The 17,184-nt window shown below is 66.5% G+C and carries 14 protein-coding genes; 8 read left to right on the plus strand and 6 right to left on the minus strand.

What is annotated here, in order from left to right:
- The first annotated feature begins 1 nt into the window (after window position 1).
- Genes VFY73_RS17425 through VFY73_RS17435 form a run of 3 tightly spaced genes read left to right on the plus strand, consistent with a single transcriptional unit; the run spans window position 2 to window position 5,791 of the window.
- The gene (locus tag VFY73_RS17425) at window positions 2–1,294 is read left to right on the plus strand and encodes a TolC family protein (RefSeq protein ID WP_329721043.1); all 1,293 of its coding nucleotides are present in this window, start codon (window positions 2–4) and stop codon (window positions 1,292–1,294) included.
- Between the two features lie 8 nt (window positions 1,295–1,302).
- Window positions 1,303–2,601: an efflux RND transporter periplasmic adaptor subunit gene (locus VFY73_RS17430; RefSeq protein ID WP_329721045.1), complete on the plus strand. Its 1,299-nt coding sequence runs from the start codon at window positions 1,303–1,305 to the stop codon at window positions 2,599–2,601.
- A 13-nt stretch (window positions 2,602–2,614) separates the two neighbouring features.
- Window positions 2,615–5,791: a CusA/CzcA family heavy metal efflux RND transporter gene (locus tag VFY73_RS17435; protein WP_329721047.1), complete on the plus strand. Its 3,177-nt coding sequence runs from the start codon at window positions 2,615–2,617 to the stop codon at window positions 5,789–5,791.
- Window positions 5,792–5,821: 30 nt separating this feature from the next.
- Here the strand turns inward: VFY73_RS17435 and VFY73_RS17440 are convergent, their stop codons facing one another.
- On the minus strand, window positions 5,822–6,721 hold the full coding sequence (locus VFY73_RS17440; protein WP_329721049.1) for a Crp/Fnr family transcriptional regulator: 900 nt from the start codon (window positions 6,719–6,721) through the stop codon (window positions 5,822–5,824).
- A gap of 191 nt (window positions 6,722–6,912) precedes the next feature.
- Here VFY73_RS17440 and VFY73_RS17445 point away from each other — a divergent pair, with 191 nt between their 5' ends.
- A complete protein-coding gene (locus VFY73_RS17445; RefSeq protein ID WP_329721051.1) occupies window positions 6,913–7,374 on the plus strand; it encodes a DUF302 domain-containing protein in 462 nt (153 codons plus the stop codon).
- Window positions 7,375–7,496: 122 nt separating this feature from the next.
- Here VFY73_RS17445 and VFY73_RS17450 read toward each other — a convergent pair whose 3' ends face one another.
- The 4 genes from VFY73_RS17450 to VFY73_RS17465 form a co-directional block, all read right to left on the minus strand.
- Window positions 7,497–7,655: a DUF3309 family protein gene (locus VFY73_RS17450; protein ID WP_329721053.1), complete on the minus strand. Its 159-nt coding sequence runs from the start codon at window positions 7,653–7,655 to the stop codon at window positions 7,497–7,499.
- A gap of 91 nt (window positions 7,656–7,746) precedes the next feature.
- Complete coding sequence (locus VFY73_RS17455; RefSeq protein ID WP_329721055.1) at window positions 7,747–7,968, minus strand: CsbD family protein; 222 nt, start codon at window positions 7,966–7,968, stop codon at window positions 7,747–7,749.
- Between the two features lie 13 nt (window positions 7,969–7,981).
- Window positions 7,982–8,296: a BON domain-containing protein gene (locus tag VFY73_RS17460; protein ID WP_329721057.1), complete on the minus strand. Its 315-nt coding sequence runs from the start codon at window positions 8,294–8,296 to the stop codon at window positions 7,982–7,984.
- A 153-nt stretch (window positions 8,297–8,449) separates the two neighbouring features.
- Entirely contained in the window at window positions 8,450–10,549 is a 2,100-nt protein-coding gene (locus VFY73_RS17465; protein WP_329721059.1) for a PAS domain-containing hybrid sensor histidine kinase/response regulator, read from the minus strand.
- A 201-nt stretch (window positions 10,550–10,750) separates the two neighbouring features.
- On the opposite strand from VFY73_RS17465, the gene VFY73_RS17470 reads away from it, so the two are divergent.
- The 4 genes from VFY73_RS17470 (at window position 10,751) to VFY73_RS17485 (ending at window position 16,028) form a co-directional block, all read left to right on the plus strand.
- The gene (locus VFY73_RS17470) at window positions 10,751–13,312 is read left to right on the plus strand and encodes a chemotaxis protein CheB (protein ID WP_329721061.1); all 2,562 of its coding nucleotides are present in this window, start codon (window positions 10,751–10,753) and stop codon (window positions 13,310–13,312) included.
- 232 nt (window positions 13,313–13,544) lie between these two features.
- Entirely contained in the window at window positions 13,545–13,994 is a 450-nt protein-coding gene (locus VFY73_RS17475) for a PAS domain-containing protein (protein WP_329721063.1), read from the plus strand.
- A gap of 441 nt (window positions 13,995–14,435) precedes the next feature.
- Window positions 14,436–15,548, plus strand: coding sequence for an acyltransferase (locus VFY73_RS17480; protein ID WP_329721065.1), 1,113 nt, complete (start codon window positions 14,436–14,438; stop codon window positions 15,546–15,548).
- Window positions 15,549–15,647: 99 nt separating this feature from the next.
- Complete coding sequence (locus VFY73_RS17485; protein WP_329721067.1) at window positions 15,648–16,028, plus strand: phosphopantetheine adenylyltransferase; 381 nt, start codon at window positions 15,648–15,650, stop codon at window positions 16,026–16,028.
- 82 nt (window positions 16,029–16,110) lie between these two features.
- On the opposite strand, the gene VFY73_RS17490 is transcribed toward VFY73_RS17485, so the two are convergent.
- Window positions 16,111–17,076 carry a glycosyl hydrolase gene (locus VFY73_RS17490; protein ID WP_329721069.1) on the minus strand — a complete coding sequence of 322 codons (966 nt, stop codon included), beginning with the start codon at window positions 17,074–17,076 and terminating at the stop codon, window positions 16,111–16,113.
- Window positions 17,077–17,184: the final 108 nt, after the last annotated feature.

Below are 17,184 nucleotides of genomic sequence, written 5' to 3' on the forward strand. Positions count from 1 at the left end.
GATGCGACATGCTTGGCTGCCGCCCTTGTGGGCGGCACTGACGATTTCCCCTGCCTGGGCGCAGCCTGCGCCCGAGCGCGCCGCGCCTTGGCCTTCAACGGCGCCTGGCGCCGACGCCCCCGCGCTGACCCTGGAGGCAGCGATCGCGCTGGCACTGCAACACCGGCCCGAGCTGGACGCGGCGCGCAGCCAGATAGAGGCCGCCGATGCGGCGCTGCTGCAGGCCGGGGCCCACCCGAATCCGGTGTTCGAAGCGGAGCTGGAAGACACCCGGCGCGACACCCGCACCACCACCTTCATGCTGAACCAGCCGATCGAGCTGGGTGGCCAACGCGCGGCGCGCCAGGATGCCGCCGGGCATGCGCTGATGGCCGCGCGCCACCAGAACGAGGCTCAGCGCGCGCGGCTGCGCGCCCAGGTGACGGTGGCGTTCATCGATGCGCTGGCGGCGCAGCAACGCCTGCAACTGGCCGACGCCGCGCTGGCCCTGGCCGCCCGCGCGTCGGCCGCCGCCACCAGGCGTGTGGCGGCGGGAAAGGTCGCGCCGATCGACGAGACCAAAGCCAAGGTGGCCGAGGCCGCCGTGCGTGTCGAGGCCGCGCAAGCGCAGGCCGAGTGGCGTGCAGCGTTGCTGGCGTTGCAGGCCGCCACCGGCGGCGGGCGGCGGGTTGAACGGGTCGACGGCACGCTCCAGGTGCCGGCGGTGCCGGCAGAGGAGGGCCTGCAAGCACGGCTGGCCGATGCGCCGGCGCTGCGCCTGGCCGAACTGGAAGTGCAGCGCCTGGGGGCGCTGGCGCGGCTGGAGCGTGCCAGGCGGGTGCCCGATGTGACCATTGGCGTGGGCACCAGACGGTCCGAAGAACTGGGCCGCAGCCAGGCGCTGTTGACGCTGTCGATCCCGTTGCCGGTCTTCGACGGCAACCGCGGCGCGGAGGTGGAAACGCTGCGGCGCCAGGACAAGGCCCGCTACGAGGCGCAGGCGACGCGGCTGCGGCTGCAGGCCGACGTGGCCTCGGCCCATTCCCGGCTGCAGGCCGCAGTGGCCGAGGCGAAGGCGCTGGAGGGCGAGATCCTCCCCGGCGCGCAAGCTGCGTACGACATCAGCGCCAAGGGCTTCGAGCTCGGTAAGTTCGGCTTCCTCGACGTGCTGGACAGCCAACGCACGCTGCTGCAAGCCCGCACCCAACACCTGAAAGCCGCGGCCCAGGCGCATCGGGCTGCCGCCGACATCGACCAGTTGCTCGCCGGCCCTGCCAACCCGGGCGACCCCACTGCGGCGCCACGTCAGCCCTGAGAGACATGATGAAACCTTCCACACCCCACACCAGCAAGAAACACTGGATCGCGATCGCGGTGCTCGTTGCGCTCGGCCTCGTCGGCGCGGTGACGATCCTTCGCGTCGAACCGGCCACGCTCGCCGAGGCGCACGAGCACGGCCATGACGAAGACCACGCCGATGGCGAGCACCATGGCGAGAAGGCTGAAGGGCACGGCCATACCGACAAGCACGCCGACGAGCACGCCGACGACGAACACCACGATGAGGCCGCCAAGGGCTCGCATGCCGGCGAGAAAGGTCGGATCACGATGAGCGAGGCGCAGGTCAAGGCGGCCGGCATCACGCTGGAGGCCGCGGCGCCGGCCAGCATCCGCTCGTCGCTTCGGCTGCCCGGCGAGATCCGGTTCAATGAAGACCGCACCGCTCACGTCGTGCCCCGGGTGGCCGGTGTGGTCGAGAGCGTCGGCGCCAGCCTGGGCCAACGCGTGCGCAAAGGCCAGGTCCTGGCGGTCATCAACAGTGCGACGGTTTCCGAGCAGCGCAGCGAGTTGCAGGCGGCCCAAAAGCGCGAGCAGCTCGCCCGCTCGACCTATGAGCGCGAAAAGAAGCTCTGGCAGGAAAAGATTTCGCCGCAGCAAGACGTGCTCGTCGCCGAGCAGGCCTGGCATGAAGCCGAGATCGCACTGGCCAATGCGCGGCAGAAGCTGCAGGCCATCGGTGCTGGTGGCAACGGCGGCGGCTTGAACCGCTACGAGCTGCGCGCGCCATTCGACGCCAACGTTGTCGAGAAGCACATCGCGCTCGGAGAACTGGTCAAGGAGGATGCCAACGTGTTCATCGTCTCCGACCTGGCCACTGTCTGGGCCGAGGTCGACGTCGCGGCCAAGGACATCGGCCAGGTGCGCGTGGGCGAGACGGTGACGGTTCGCTCCAGCGCCAGCAGCGAAAGCGTCGACGGCCGCGTGGCCTACGTCGGCGCGTTGCTGGGTGAACAGACCCGCACCGCCAAGGCGCGCATCGTGTTGGCGAATCCGAAAGGTGCCTGGCGACCCGGCCTGTTCGTGACCGTGGAGCTGGTCACTGCCGAGGCGCCAGCGGCGGTGACGGTGACCGGCGACGCGGTCCAACAACTCGCCGACCAGCCGGTCGTCTTCGTCAAGGTCGACGGGGGCTTCGTGCCCCAGCCTGTCGAGCTGGGCCGCAGCGATGGCCAACGGGTCGAGGTGGTCAAGGGGCTCACGGCCGGCAGCGTGCACGCGGCGGCCGGCAGCTTCGTCGTCAAGTCCGAGGCCGGCAAGGGCTCGGCGACCCATACCCATTGAAGGCGGCTGCTCCATGTTTGAACGCATCATCCGATTTGCCATCGAGCAGCGCTGGCTCGTCATGCTGGCCGTGCTCGGCATGGCAGCGCTGGGCTTGTTCAGCTACCAGAAGCTGCCGATCGACGCCGTGCCCGACATCACCAACGTGCAGGTGCAGATCAATACCGGCGCGCCGGGCTACTCGCCGCTCGAAACCGAACAGCGCGTGACCTACCCGATCGAGACGGTGATGGCAGGCCTGCCGGGCTTGCAGCAGACCCGCTCGCTGTCGCGTTATGGCCTGTCGCAGGTGACGGTGATATTCGAGGACGGCACCGACATCTACTTCGCCCGCCAGCTCGTCAACGAGCGCATCCAGTCTGCGCGCGACCAGTTGCCCGCCGGCATCAGCCCGGTGATCGGGCCGATCTCGACCGGCCTGGGCGAGATCTACCTGTGGACTGTCGAGGCGACGCCAGGGGCCAGAAAGCCCGACGGCTCGCTGTACACCGCCACCGACCTGCGCGAGATCCAGGACTGGATCATCAAGCCGCAGCTGCGCAACGTGCCGGGCGTGACCGAGATCAACTCGATCGGTGGCTTCGAGAAGCAGTACCAGGTGGCACCGAGCCCCGAGCGGCTGTCGGCCCACGGGCTGACGATGGCCGACATCGTGGCGGCCCTGGAGCGCAACAACGCCAATGTCGGCGCCGGCTACATCGAGCGGCGGGGCGAGCAGTACCTGATCCGCGCGCCCGGCCAGGTGCATTCGATGGACGACATCGGCAACGTGATCCTCTCCAATGTGGACGGCACACCGCTGCGCATCCGCGACGTGGCCGAGGTCGAGCTCGGCCGTGAGTTGCGCTCGGGTGCTGCAACCGCCAACGGCCAGGAGGTGGTGCTTGGCACCGTCTTCATGCTGATCGGCGAAAACAGCCGCACGGTGGCCCAGGCGGTGGCCAGGCGCATGGTCGAGATCAACCGCACGCTGCCGGCCGGCGTGCAGGCGATCACCGTCTATGACCGCACGCAGCTCGTCGACAAGGCGATCGGCACGGTCAAGAAGAACCTGCTCGAAGGGGCGGTGCTGGTGATTGCCGTGCTGTTCCTGTTCCTCGGCAACCTGCGGGCGGCGGTGATCACGGCGCTGGTGATTCCGCTGTCGATGCTGTTCACCTTCTGCGGCATGGTCAGCCAGAAGGTCAGCGCAAACCTGATGAGCCTGGGGGCGCTGGACTTCGGGATCATCATCGACGGTGCGGTGGTGATCGTCGAGAACTGCGTGCGGCGGCTGGCCCATGCGCAGGGCCACCACGGCCGGCCGCTGACGCTGCGCGAGCGCCTGCACGAGGTGTTCACGGCGTCGCAAGAGGCGCGGCGGCCGTTGCTGTACGGCCAGCTGATCATCATGATCGTCTACCTGCCGATCTTTGCGCTCGCCGGGGTCGAGGGAAAGATGTTCCACCCGATGGCGTTCACGGTGGTGATCGCGCTGATCGGCGCGATGGTGCTGTCGGTGACCTTCGTGCCGGCGGCGGTGGCGCTGTTCATCGGCCGCGAGGTGGCCGAGAAAGAGAACGCGCTGATGCGCGGTGCCAGGCGCCTGTACGCGCCGCTGCTGGACCGTGTGATGGCCGCGGGCCCGGTGGTGCTGACCTTCGCGGTCGTCGCGGTCACGCTGTCGGGCCTGCTGGCCACGCGGCTCGGCAGCGAGTTCGTGCCGAGCCTGAACGAAGGCGACTTCGCGGTGCAGGCGCTGCGGCTGCCGGGCACCAGCCTGACGCAGTCGGTGGCGATGCAGCAGCAGCTGGAGACCACGCTGAAGGCCAGGTTCCCCGAGATCGACCGCGTCTTTGCCAGAACGGGCACGGCCGAGATCGCCTCCGACCCGATGCCGCCCAACATCTCGGACGGCTACGTGATGCTCAAGCCGGTCGAGCAGTGGCCCGAGCCGCGCAAGTCACGCGACGAGCTGGTGGCAGCGGTGCAGCAAGTCGTCGCGCAGCTGCCGGGCCAGAACTTCGAGTTCTCGCAGCCGATCCAGCTGCGCTTCAACGAGCTGATCTCCGGCGTGCGGGCGGATGTGGCGGTGAAGGTTTTCGGCGACGAGATGGGCCAGCTGAACGCCATCGCGCAGCAGATCGCCGACACGCTGAAGTCATTGCCCGGCGCGGCCGAGGTCAATGTCGAACAAACCACCGGATTGCCGATGCTGACCGTCGCAATCGACCGCGAGAAAACCGCGCGCTACGGCCTGAACGTTGGCGACGTGCAGGCAGCGGTGGCTGCGGCCACGGGCGGCAGCGATGCCGGCACCTTGTTCGAAGGCGATCGACGGTTCGACATCCTGGTGCGGCTGCCCGAGCGGCTGCGTGCGGACCTGGACGCCATCCAGCGCTTGCCGATCGCGCTGCCGAAGTCCGAGGGTCAACGCACCAGCTACATCCCGCTGGGCGAGGTGGCTCAGCTGCGGATGGGACCCGGGCCCAACCAGGTCAGCCGGGAAGACGGCAAGCGCCGCGTCGTCGTCAGCGCCAACGTGCGCGGCCGTGACCTGGGCTCGTTCGTCACCGAGGCACAGCAGGCGCTGCAAAAGGTGAAGATCCCGGCGGGCTACTGGACCACCTGGGGCGGCCAGTTCGAGAACCTGCAGTCGGCAACAAAGCGGCTGCAGGTGGTCGTGCCGGTCGCTTTGCTGCTGGTGTTCACGCTGCTGTTCGCGATGTTCGGCAACCTGAAGGACGGCCTGCTGGTGTTCACCGGCATCCCGTTCGCGCTGACCGGCGGCATCGTGGCGCTGTGGCTGCGCGGCATCCCGCTGTCGATCTCGGCCGCGGTAGGCTTCATCGCGCTGTCCGGGGTGGCGGTGCTCAATGGCCTGGTGATGCTGTCGTTCATTCGCAACCTGCGTGACGAGGGCCGACACCTGGACGAAGCGATCCGCGAAGGGGCGCTGACGCGGTTGCGGCCGGTGCTGATGACGGCGCTGGTGGCCTCGCTCGGCTTCGTGCCGATGGCCATCGCCAGCGGGACCGGCGCAGAGGTCCAGCGCCCGCTGGCCACCGTGGTGATCGGCGGCATCCTGTCGTCGACCGCGCTGACGCTGCTGGTGCTGCCGGTGCTCTACCGCCTGGTCCACCGCCGCGATGAGGACGAGGACTTCGCGCTGACGCCCGATCGACCCGGCGCGGGCCTGGAGCCGGCCTGACGACGCCCTGGGCGCCAGCACCTGCTGGCGCTACGCGCGCCGGCGCAACGGCCGCTCGGCAGTCGCTTCGACGTGCGTGTCGTCAACGGCGCGGTGATCAAGGCTGGCAATCTGCCGTTGGGGTTGCCGGCCGCTCATCGGTGAAGCGGGCCCGGTGATGGCGGGAGCCGGCCCCTCGGCAGAAAGCACCGCCGGACTTGGCCACAAGACTGAATCGTCGAGTGCCTCGGGCAGCAAACGCTCGTACTCCTTCTTGATCACTGCATAACATTCGCAAGCCTGCTTCTCGAGCCCTTCGCGATCGAGTACGCCGATCCGGCCGCGCGCGCAGCGGATCAGTCCCATCTCCTGCAGCCGCTGCGCACCGATGGTCACGCCTTCGCGGCGCACACCGAGCATGTTGGCAATTCGGTCCTGCGTCACGGCCAGTTCGTTGCCCTGAACACGGTCCATGCTCATCAGCAACCAGCGGCACAAGCGCTGGTCCAGTGAATGGTGGCGGCTGCACACGGCCGTTTGTGCCACCTGCGTGATCAGGGCTGCGGTGTAACGCAGCAGCAGGTGCATTGCCGAACCCGCGCGGGCGAATTCGTCCTGGATCGCCAGCGCTGGCAGCCGCACCACCTGACCGGCGTCGCGCACCACCGCCTGGCTGGGTGTGGATCCACCGCCGAGGATCAGCTCGATGCCGATCATGCCTTCGTTGCCGGCGACCGCAAGCTCCATCGGCGCCCCATCTGCCGTTTCATACATGAGCGAGACGACTGCCGTGGTTGGGAAGTACACGTGGCTCATCTGGCAGCCTGCCTGATGCAGCACCCGACCTTGAAATACCTCGACCTCCTCGAGCCGTGGCAGCAGGCGTTGCCGGGCGTCTTCCGGCAGGCCGGAGATGAGCCGGTTCGTTCGTGGCCCGACGACAGAGCACATGACACAACTCCCCGCTGAGTTTCACTGGCCGCTCGAATGGCCGGAATGCCTTTGCAGTGATGTTGGATTTGTCTTGGTTGACGTGGCGCAAGCGATGGGGCGCCAAAGGCCCTGACAGTACATCGGGCAGCAGGACGTCAGTGCGCCCATGGTCAAGCGACCATTCAACGCGCTCGCGTCGGTGCACGAGAGTGACGCATTGTCCACCCAATCATCTGACTCCACACATCAAGGGACTCATCATGTACGGATTCACCACCAAGCTGACCGACGTCTCCTTCGACCAGGCTTTGGCGAAAACCATTGAAGCGTTGAAGGCCGAAGGCTTTGGCGTATTGAGCGATATCGACGTACAGCGTGCGATGAAGGACAAGCTGGGCATCACGATGCCGCCTTACCGCATCCTCGGGGCCTGCAATCCGGCGCTGGCGCACGAGGCCCTGCAAGCCGAACCGGATATCGGCTTGCTGCTGCCATGCAACGTCATCGTGCGCGAGGATCCGTCTGGCCGCGTGGTGGTGGGTTTTCTCGATCCGCAGACCATGGTCGGCCTTGTCGGAAAGCCCGAGATCCAGCCGGTGGCCGACCATGCGCAGCAGCGCTTGCGCCGAGCCTGCGCCAACCTGGGCGGCAGCGCGGTTGCGGGCGTTTGATCTTGCTCGCCCTCGGAACGGCGGGTGCACGACCGCCGCCGGCTGAGGGTGACGGCAGACGCCGTCACTGAAGGCTCCGCCACCTCGCCGAGCGGCGGGGTGAGCTGGCGCCGCATGGGCCGCTACAGGCGGCCCATCACCAACAGCACAAGGACGACCAGCACGACCGCGCCCAGCACGCCGCTGGGCGCGTAGCCCCAGCTTCGACTGTGTGGCCAAGTGGGAATGGCGCCCAGCAGCATCAGGATCAAGACGATCAGCAGTATGGTCCCCAAGCTCATGTGAGTCTCCTGCGTCGGATGAGTCGATCAAATCGGATCGAACGCCCGGAATCCAGGGCGCCGACCTGGTACTCGGCTCGGGTGGCTGGCGTCAACTTTTCGTGAACCATGAATCGGTCGCCTTGCGTTCCCAGGCGGCCAGTTGCTTTTCGGCTTCGTCCTTGGCTATGCCGTAGCGCTCCTGGATCTTGCCGGCGAGCTGCTCGCGGTGACCAGCGACGACGTCGAGGTCGTCATCGGTCAACTTTCCCCATTCCGACTTGACCTTGCCCGTGACCTGTTTCCAGTTGCCCTTGATGCGATCCCAGTTCATTTGGAGTCTCCCTTCATGGCCGGACGGCAATCTCGTTCTTGACGGCCTTGACACCGTCGACCTTGCGCGCGATTGCCTCTGCGGTGGTCTTCTCGAGGACGCTCTTCGCAAAGCCGGACAACATGACGGTGCCGTTGAGCGTTTCGACCCGGATGCTGGTGGCGTCGACATCCTTGTTTTCGACGAAGCGGCTCTTCACCTGGGCGGTGATGGCGGAGTCGTCGACATACGCGCCGACGGACTCTTGGCCGCGGGTAACGGCACAGCCGGTGGTGGTGAGCAAAGCCAGCGCGGCGAATCCGGCGGCAAATGCGTGGCGAGTGTTCATGGGTGATCTCCAGTGGATGAATGCAGGTCGGCCCGGGTGACCCTTGCGCCCTGCGGAAGACTGTGATCAGTGTGGGCTCATCGGCGGATGCGATCTGTGCGCTACCGAACACAAGGTGTGCGGTCTATCGAGCTGTCTTGATGCAAGGCGGCGTCACGTCGCCGAACGCGTTGTCTGCGAGGTGGCAGGCCTGGCCGCCATCATCCGATCCAGCATCGAAAGCAGGCGTGGCAGTGCGAAAGGCTTGACGATGTAGTCGGCGAATCCGGAATCCAGGGCCTGCTTGATGTCGGCGTCCATGGCATTGGCCGACACGGCAACGCACGGGATCTGCGCCAGTGCCGGGTCGGCATGCAGATGGGCGAAGACAGTGGGGCCGTCCATGAGCGGCAGCCCCATGTCGAGCAGGATGAGATCGGGTCGCAAGTGCCGCGCCATGTCCAGCCCTGCTTGTCCGTCGACGGCCACCTCGACCTTGACGTGGTCGCGCATGGCCAGGGCCGCACGCATCACCTCGACGTTCACCGGGTTGTCTTCGACGTACAGCACAACGAAGGGGTGTGCGTCCGGCTCGGATTCGCGCAAGCTGGCTTCGCCGGGCCGACGCGCGAGCTCGGTGCGACCTGTTGCCGAGCCGCGCAGGCGCATGGTGAACACGGAACCGGTGCCGACCGTGCTCTGGGCTTCGAGTTGTCCGCCCATCGCTTCGACCAATTGCTTGGCGATCACCAGCCCCAGCCCGGTTCCCTCGATGCCGCGCAGCTCCGCGCCAAGACGGTTGAACGGTTGGAAGAGCTGGCCGAGTTGCTCAGGCGTCAGGCCTTCACCGGTATCGCGCACCGCGATGGTGACGTGATCGTCATCGCCGCCCAGCTCGATCGCGACCTCGCCTCCCTCTCGGTTGTACTTGACCGCATTGCTCAGCAGGTTCAGCAAGACCTGGAGCAGGCGCGTTCGGTCGCCAAGCACGCTGGCGTCCGCAGGGCAGGCCGGCGTGCGCAAGGTGAGGGCGCGTTCGGCCGCCATCGGCGCCGCGATCGTCATGCATTCGTCCAGCAGTGCCCCCAACGGCACCGGTTCAAGCACGATGTGCAGATCACCGGATTCGATGCGTGCCAGGTCCAGCACCTCGTCGATCAGCGCGAGCAGATGTTTGCCGGCTCGGTGGATGTGACGGACCTGCGTGGCCACGGTTGGCGTGGACATCGCGGCACGGTTGAGTTGCAGCAGTTCCGAGAAGCCGATCACGGCGTTCAGCGGGGTGCGCAGGTCATGGCTCATGCGGGCGAGAAAGGCTGTCTTGCTGCGGTTGGCCAACTCCGCGCCGGCCTGCGCGACGCGGGCGGACTCGGCTTCGAAGTGGGCGTCGATGTCCTGGACCGTCCCGTACAAGCGCCGGTGGGAGCTGCCGGCTGCGTCGGCCCGGCCGGTGATCCTGATCCAGCGGTCCCGGCCGGCCGGCGTGGCAATCTGCAATTCCAGATCGAATGTCGTGCCGTACGCGACCGCCGCGGCCAAAGCGTGGCGAAGGGTTTCCCGGCCCGCGTCGTCTTTGCAGCAGTCGATCGTTTTTGCCAGGGTCTGGCCGCGCGCGACCGGCAGTTCGTAGATCTCGCGCGCGACGGCAGACCAGTTCATCGCCCCGGTGTCGAGATCGACCTGCCAGTAGCCAATTCGCGCCACGCGGTTGGACAGCTCCAGAATCTCGCGGGTATAGGCCAGTTCGGCCTCGGATCGCCGTTGTTCCGTGACATCGGTCAGTGCCAGCAGCATGTTGTCGCTGCCAGCCGAGTGAGGGCGCACCTTGGCTTGCAGAATTCGCGCGTCGTTGGCGCGTGCGCGGACGGAAACCTCGATGCTGGCACTGGCCGAGCCGGGTTCCCGCGCCGCCAGTGCCTCGGCCAAGCCGGCTCGGCTGGGGCCCGTCAGGCGATCGAGCAGGCATGTGCCTTCCAGGCTGTCGCTGTCGTCGTCCAGCAGTTCCCGGCCATACCGGTTCACTTCGCGCACGATGCCTTGCCGGCTCAAGGTCACCAAGCCCACCGGGGCGGATTCGTAGAGATCGAAGTAGCGTTGAGCGCTCGACTCGAGATCGTCGCGCGCCGACTTGAGCTCCTCGTTCTGCTGCGCCAACTCGGCCTGATGAACCTGCAACTCGTGCAACAGGCGCAGGGCGTCGGGTACGGGTGGGGCGCGGCCGGCCGACGCCTTCGACAAGGTGTCGCACCGCCCCTTCGATGGGCGAGGGTTCATCGTTCTTACTCCCTTGGACGCTTGCACGTCGCAGGCCCAATGACACGGCCGTACAGCACCACGTATGCCCACGTTTATGTTCGCAGGTCACGCCGGCGAGGATACGCTTGCTGCGCTGCAGCGCAATTGAGAACCGTCAACCCAGAACCGCCCCCCGCCCGCAGCTTCGCGAACCCGATACTCGATACTCGATACTTGCATATGGATATTTCTGCAAACGGCCCTCGGCAGCGGGCCGCCTCCCATTCCACGCGGGTGGTCGGCCTGGGGGCGTCGGCGGGTGGCCTGGAGCCGTTGGAACAGTTTCTCGCCCATGTGCCGGCCAACAGCGGGTTGGCGTACATCGTCGTGCAGCACATGGACCCGACGCACAAGGCCATGCTGGGCGAGTTGCTGCAGCGGTCGACGGCCATGCCGGTGCGCGAGGCGACCCAATCAGAGCGCGTCGAGCCCGACTGTGTCTACGTGATCCCGCCCAACGCCGAGCTGACGGTGGCCGGCGGCCTGCTGCATCTGTCCGAGCCGAAGCAGCCTCGCGGCATGCGGCTGCCGATCGACGTGTTGTTTGCCTCGCTTGCGCGGGACCAGGGCGAACGCGCCATCGCCGTGGTGCTGTCCGGCATGGGCTCGGACGGGCTGCTGGGCCTGCAGGCGATCAAGACGCAGGGCGGGCTGACGCTGGCGCAGCAGCCCGAATCGGCGCAGTTCGATTCGATGCCCGGCGGTGCCATCGCTGCCGGTTGCGTGGACATCGTTGCGCCGCCGGGCGAACTGCCCGGGCGCATTCTGAGCGTGGTGGGGTCGGCCGCCTCGGGGGAGCTTGCGCGACCATTGGACGGCCCCCACAACCTGTCGACGCTGGGCGCGATCCTGGAGTTGCTGCACCAGCGCAGCAAGCGTGACCTGAGCCTGTACAAGTCGAGCACCCAGGTTCGGCGCATCGAGCGCCGCATGGCCGTGCACGGCCTGGACACGATGCAGGCGTACGAGGCGTTCCTGCGCGAGAACCCGCAGGAGCTTGACCTGCTGTTCAAGGAAATGCTGATCGGCGTGACCTCGTTCTTCCGCGACGTGGCCGTCTGGCAGGAGTTGAAGGACGAGGTCTTGCCCGTCATGCTGGCTCGCCACGCGCGGGAAGGGGGGCATCAGCTGAGGGCCTGGGTGGCGGGCTGCTCGACCGGCGAAGAAGCCTATTCGTTGGCCATGGTGTTCAAGGAGGCGGCGGGCACCAAGCCCGACTATGCGGCCATCGGCCTGCAGATCTTTGCCACCGACCTCAGCGCAGATGCCATCGCGGTGGCCCGCAAGGGCGTCTATCCCGCGTCGATCGCCAACGACGTCTCGCCCGAGCGACTTGCGGGCTTCTTCAGTCCCCATGGAGGCGACTACTACCTGGTCAACAAGGGCTTGCGCGAGATGGTGCTGTTCGCACAGCACGACGTGATCCTCGATCCACCGTTCACGCGGCTGGACATCTTGTCGTGCCGCAACCTGATGATTTACTTCAGCGCGTCGCTGCAACAGCGGCTGGTGCCGCTGTTCCACTACAGCCTGACGCCAGGAGGCGTGCTGTTGCTGGGGGGGTCCGAGACGGTCGGCCGCGCTCAGTCGCTGTTCACGCCCGTGCTGCCGAAGTCTCGCTTGTACTGGCGAAGCGACAATGGTGCCGGAGCCGGCACGCTGCACTTTCCCGTCCATCGCCGCTCACCGTCGCCAGCGAAGGCGCAGGAATCCAACGTGTCCTCATCAAGCGCAGCTCCCGCCAACCTGCAGGCCCTTGCCGACCAAGTCCTGCTGCATGCGTTTTCACCACCGGCCGTGCTGGTCAACGAAGGCGGTGACATCGTCTACATCAGCGGGCGCACCGGCAAGTACCTGGAGCCCGCGGCGGGCAAGGCGAACTGGAACATCCACGTCATGGCGCGGCCGGGCATCCGGGCGCAACTGGGGGTGGCCCTGCGAACGGCCTTGTTCGAGAAGAAGACCATCGAGCTGCGGGGCCTGCGGCTCGACGAGGCGGAAGAAGCCATGGTGGACATCACCGTGCAGGGCATCCAGGAGCCCAAGGCACTCGAGGGCATGGCCATGATCGTGTTTCGCGATGTCGCCGCGCCCTCGGGCCGCGGGCGTCGTAAGCGCGCGGCCGGATCGGCCGACCCGGCGATGGCTGAAGAACTGATGCGCGCGCAAGAGGAGATCAGGGCGCTGCGCCAGGAAATGCATGCATCGCAGGAAGAGCTGCAGGCATCGAACGAAGAGCTGCAATCGACCAACGAGGAGCTGCAGTCAGCCAACGAAGAGCTGACCACCTCCAAAGAGGAAGCGCAGTCTATGAACGAGGAGCTGCAGACGATCAACACTGAGCTGCAATCCAAGCTGGACGATCTGGCGCTGGCGCAGAGCGACATGCAGAACCTGCTCAACAGCACGGACATCGCGACGCTGTTTCTCGACAACGACCTGAACGTGCGGCGTTTCACCGACCAGATCACCCGCGTCATCCACCTGCGCGAGGGGGATGTCGGCCGCCCGCTCAGCGACCTGGCCACGACGCTGGTCTATCCGGAGCTGTTCGCCGACGCGAAAGAGACCCTGCGCACGCTGGCCTTTTCGGAGAAGGAGATTGCCACCAACGACGGGCACTGGTATTCGGTACGGATCATGCCCTACCGCACGCTGGCCAACGTGATCCAGGGCGCGGTGATCACCTTCGTCGACATCACCACCGCCAAGGAACTCGAATCCCGTTTGCGCAAGGAGTAGAGTGCAAGAAGGGCAGCAACACTGCCGCCCGGAAAGGGTGCTCACCGTGCCGAACTCGACCAGAGGATCAGGCCACCCGGGGGACCTTCGCGCCCGGGCCGTCTCGCGATTGACCGGACGCGCGCCGGCGGGTGCCCACGAAGGCGCCGCGGCGGCCTTCAGCGTGCTTCACGAACTGGCCTCGTCGCCGTCGACCGCAGCCGACGCACTGGCCCTGCTTCACGAGTTGCAGGTGCACCAGGTCGAGGTCGAGTTGCAGGCGGAGGAGCTTCGTGCTTCACGGGCCGAGCTGGAGTCGGCGCTGCAAAGGCAGGTTCAGCTTTACGACGCGATGCCGGTGGGCTGCTTCACCGTCGATCTCGTCGGCACCATGCACGAGCTCAATCTCCCCGGTGCTGCGCTGCTCGCATCAGAACGCGATGCGCTCGTGGGCCAGTCTCTGTGCAGCTTCCTCACGGCCGAGAGCGCCCAGCTGCTGCGCTTGCAACTGACGCGCGTCAGCGTGGGCCGTGGCGCCCAGACCTGTTCCCTGCAGTTGAACCGGCGACATGGAGACCCGCATGTCGTCCATGCCGCGTTCAATGTCGACCCGGCCGGGCGAACGTTCCTCGTGGCGTTGATGGACGCCGGCCTGGGCGGGCAGGCGCGAGGGGCCGAGCCGGGGTCTTCGCAGGCCACCTGAGCCCCGGTAAGGGGCCAGCGCAGCGGCCATCCGACCGCGTTGGACCGCTGCACCCGCGCGACTGCGGCGCGTGATGGCCTGGTGCAGCACATCGCAGCATCGGCCGCAGCGAGCAGGGCTTCGGTGGTGTTGCAGGCCTTGCCTCGCCGGTGATCGTCTTGTCGATCCCTAGGGTGCATGGTGGACGCAATGCCGGCGAGGCTCTTCGTTCAGTGGGCGGCTTTGTTGCTGCGCTTTACACAGGACGGACAGGGCGAAATGAATCGGTATGAAACCGTGCAATGACCGTTCCCGCGGCCGCGCAACGCCCTGGTTTCAAGGGCTAACGCTGTAAGTGAATGACATGTCGATGACCGATGCATTCACTGGTTGATCCAAAAATTTCAGCTTGTCAATCGCGTGGACGCGAAGCCACCCCGGAAAATCTTCGGAGGAGGCTCAATGCATCGAAATCTTTCAATCTATCTCGATCTGATCAGGTTCCTGGCTGCGCTGATGGTGTTCGTCGTGCATGCCACCTACGAGCGATTCACCGGCGGGTTGCCCGTGTTCTGGCGCTTCGCGCACCTCGGCAACGACGCCGTGATGGTGTTCTTCGTGCTGTCCGGTTTCGTGATCGCCTACGTCGTCGCCCAGAAGGAGCGGACGATCGAGGAATACGCCGCCAGCCGCTTCGCCAGGCTGTATTCGGTCGTCGTGCCTGCGCTGATCCTGACCATCGTGTTGGACGCAGCCGGCTCGCAGCTGAACCCGAGCCTGTACACCGGCCGCTGGTATGAATACGACTTCCCGCTGAGCCGGGTGCTGGCAGGCCTGACCTTCACGAACGAGTTGTGGTTCTCCTACACCCGGCCTTTTTCCAACGGGCCGTTCTGGTCGCTGGGTTACGAGGCTTGGTACTACGCGTTGTTCGCCGCCGCGCACTTCCTGCGCGGGCACACACGGGTCGTGGCCGTGACGGCGATCTGCCTGTTGATCGGGCCGAAGATCCTGCTGTTGCTGCCGGTCTGGTGGCTCGGTGTGTTGGCGTATCGGTACTCGGTGACGATCAAGCTCAGCGTGCGTGCCGGCCTCGCCCTGTTTTTCGGCTCGATGGCGTTCTACCTGCTGTTCCGCCTCGGCGGCGGCCCCGACTATCTGCTGGACCTGACCGAGCAAGTCGTCGGCAAGGACGCGATGCACGACAAGCTTTCGTGGTCGCGGCGGTTCCTGGCGAGCTACCTGATCGGCACCTGCGTGGCGGCCAACTTCATCGGCGCCGCGACGCTGGCCCCGCACTTGCGCAAGCTCCCGGGGCTCATCGAGCGGCCGATCCGCTATGCCGCGGGCTTCACGTTCGCCTTGTACCTGCTGCACTATCCGCTGCTGCAGTTCTTCGCCGCCCTGACACCGGCCGCTGACATGGAGGCACACCGGGCGGCCTTCGTGGCGTTCGGCACCTTGGCGGTGGTCTGGTCGCTGGGCAGCGCGATCGAGCGTCAGAAGGGCCCCCTCAAGGAGCTGTTCCTGTCGTGGATGAACGGCCCGCCGCGGCCGGCCATGCGGACCAACTGAGGTCGGCAACGCAAGGGCATCGACTGTGCACATGCCGCCGCTGGTGATGACCTCACAGGTCATTGCCGCGGCGGGCTCGCCGACGGCACAGTCTCGGCCATGCGCCACTTCGCCACCGTCGCACTGCTGTTCGCAGGCCTGATCCACCTGCTGCCGCTCATCGGGATGGCGGGGCCGGATCGACTCTCCGTCCTCTATGGCGTCAGCGTCTCGGAACCCAACCTCGAGATTCTGCTGCGCCACCGAGCCGTCCTGTTCGGCTTGCTCGGCGTGTTCTTTCTCTACGCCGCGTTCAACAGGGACCTGCAAGCCGCAGCGTTGACGGCGGGCACCGTCAGCACAGCCGCCTTCGTCGGCATGGCCATGCTGGTGGGTGGGTACAACCCGCAGCTGTCGAAAGTCGTCGTCGCCGATGCACTGTGCCTGGTGGCCTTGATCGGCGGTGCAGTGTCCTTGTCGTTCGCCAAGCCGGCCGCCTGATCGAGGCCCAGGCGGGAACCGCTGCCGAGCGCCGAATGCCCGCGCTCACCGCGGCGGCCTGGGCGTCAGGGGCCCCCGCGTCTCAACCCAGGTCGAAGGCCTCGGCTTCGCTCATCTCGTTCGTCAGCGGCCGCGGCTTGGTGAACGGCAGCGACAGGTAGTGCTTGCCCAACGCGGTCAGCTGCCCGGTACTGGCCAGCAGGCTGGTGAAGTGCGGATCGGGGTTCCAGCGGCCGGTGAACCAGGCATAACGGAACACATCCGTGCGCTGCTCGCAGACCGCGACCATGTCGGTCATCTGCGCCATCTGCTTTTCCAGCGTGTCGATCTGCGCGCCGTCGGGCTGCCAGTGCCAGTTGGCGAATTCGGTGACCCAGAACGACTTGCCGTACTTGGTCAAACGGTCCAGCTGGCCGGACAGGCCGTAGTCATACCAATGGAAGCCGAGGTAGTCGATGCGCGGGTCACGCCCGCCGTTGGCCGAGCGGTAGGCGGCGTAGAACGCATCCAGCCAGGCGACCGGGTCGTTGTAGGGTGACATCGTGCCCCAGGTGATCTGTGGGCCGACGATCTTCACGCCGGTTTCGGCGGCGATGCGCTCGTAGCCGGGCCAGAACGCGGCGGCCTGTTGTGGCGTCTTGTTGGCTTGCTCGACGAGGTTCGGCTCGTTCAACACCAGCAGGAACTTGATCTTCGGGTGGGCCAGCAACCAGTCGACGACGGCGGCGTGGTCGTACACGTCGTTCCACAGCATCGAGTAGAAGTCCATGTCGAACTTGCGCCGGTAGGCCGCCGGCACGCCGGGGTTGGGCTTCAGCCCCCAGTCGTACCACCAGCTGACGCCGGGCGACAGCGCGCGCAGGTCTTCGCGGTTGGCCAGGTCATAGGCAATGCCGCGCTTGACGCTCTTGCCGGCCAGCAGCGGCAGGTCGAAGGCCGGTGCGGCGCCGGTTTGTTCGGTGCCGGCCAGGGACAGCGGCGAGCCAGCCAGCAACGCGATGCCGGTGGCCAGCGCCTGGCGGCGCGAGGTGGACGGAGGTGGTTTCATGGGTGCGGCAGCGCTTTCATGAGGAGGCCTGACACTAGCACCGTTACTTGGCCGTACCCACCCGGCCCGCCTTCGCGTTTACGCGAATCGATGTGTCCGAACGTTGCG

It is taken from the genome of Ideonella sp. (genome assembly GCF_036277275.1).
In the GTDB taxonomy this organism is placed as follows: domain Bacteria; phylum Pseudomonadota; class Gammaproteobacteria; order Burkholderiales; family Burkholderiaceae_C; genus Ideonella.